Annotated in this window: 2 protein-coding genes; both read left to right on the forward strand. The window is 61.4% G+C overall.

All coding sequences use genetic code 11. The features are described 5' to 3' along the window. Positions 1–505, forward strand: a 505-nt coding sequence (locus WKW82_RS40460; protein WP_340348838.1) for a carbon-nitrogen hydrolase family protein, incomplete at its 5' end; no start/stop codon positions are given. Between the two features lie 55 nt (positions 506–560). Continuing rightward, positions 561–1,460 carry a hypothetical protein gene (locus tag WKW82_RS40465; protein WP_340348839.1) on the forward strand — a complete coding sequence of 300 codons (900 nt, stop codon included), beginning with the start codon at positions 561–563 and terminating at the stop codon, positions 1,458–1,460. The last annotated feature ends 45 nt before the right edge of the window (positions 1,461–1,505 follow it).

Here is a 1,505-nt window from a genome sequence, read left to right on the forward strand (position 1 = left end):
CCGCAACCGCAGCGTCGTGCTGGATGGTGCTGGAAAGTCAGTCTGGACGCACGACAAGCTGACGCAGGTCGAATTGACCGGGCCGATGATCCAGGAGGGCAATAAGCCGGGGGACCTTCTGACGCTGATTCCGACGCCGATCGGTACGCATGCGATCGCGATTTGCCTCGACTTGGCGCAGGCTGCCACATCCAACGAGACGGCGCTGAAAAGGGTGCCCGTGCGTTGGCTATGGGTGCCCAGCATGAGCGCTTCCGTGTCCGCCCATCTGGCGCAGTCCAGAACACTCTGCGTGCAGCGCCTCATCACGATTTGCTGCGCCAACCAGTCCCAAGCCAACTTCGGAGAAGGAATCGAACTCGGCACGTCAACGGGTCTCAGTTTTGCGTGGGTTAACGAAGGCAACTCTTCGGCGGCTGCCAAGCCCTTGGCGAGGGACTGCGGCGAGGCGAGCGGCGGCAAATGGCACGTCTTCGATCTGGCCCTCGAACCAGCGGCACCCTAACGCGAATGCGCAAATTTTGCTAAACTGTTCTGAACTGTTTACTCAGGAGTCCGAAATGACGATTGCGTCCCCGACCACACCCGTCAGGCCACTGGCCAAGATTTCGGCGAAGGATGCACGTGCGCTTTCGGGGCAGCTTCCGATGTGGACCCACTCGGTCGCGGAGCTGGAATGCTGGCCACCCGAGCGACTGTTGAACGAGGCGCAACGCACGATCGAGCGCGAGCAGCGATTCCCGCCGGAGCTGGCCCAGCGATTGGACGACGTTTTTCTCGCGAAGACACAACAGCTGCTCGCCGCGCCACAGCACGCCCAGGAAAGTGACTTCCGGACGCTCGGCCTGCTCATCGGCTCGATTGCCTCCGACCAGGTCGAGGATGAACTCGACGCCATGCCGGAACGCTATGGTGCCCGCTGGAAGGTACTCAGCGACCTGATGGGCATCACGCTCAAGGTTCGGGACTTTCGCGATGGCGCTGCCGCTCGTCACAGAGTGCCGCAGCATTCATGGGAACGCGTTGCCGATGCGATCCTGGGTGAAACGGGCCGTGGTCTTTCCTGGGGCGAACTTGCCGCGATCCTTGCGGATGCGATGGAAGGCCCGAAGAGCAAGGGCGGCATTTCGCAATTGCTAACAAGCATGCACGCGAAGGGCTGGGTGGAGTCTTTCTCGCGAGGTCGCAACAAGTACTTCTTTGCGGGACCGAACATCTCAGAGTCAGAAGCCTGGAAGCGGCGAAACGTGTTCCATGCGCCGGCCGGTCATGCGATGGCAACTGCATTGCCTGAACCTAGCCAAAAGTTGAAGCTAGCAAGGGTCGCGAAGGCCGTCGCTGCACCCGCCTCAACGGGGCATGCGCCGGCTATTGCGCACGGCCCTCTGAATGCGAAGAGATGGATTCGTGGCAAATCTGCGAAGAGCGGCGCTGGCGCGCCCCGCAAGCAGGGCGTTTGATCGAACGCAAGAAGCACTCTCCTCGAAGTGCACCAACTCCGGTGC

Origin of the sequence: Variovorax rhizosphaerae, from assembly GCF_037889975.1 — a bacterium.
Classification (GTDB): Bacteria; Pseudomonadota; Gammaproteobacteria; order Burkholderiales; family Burkholderiaceae_C; genus Variovorax; species Variovorax rhizosphaerae.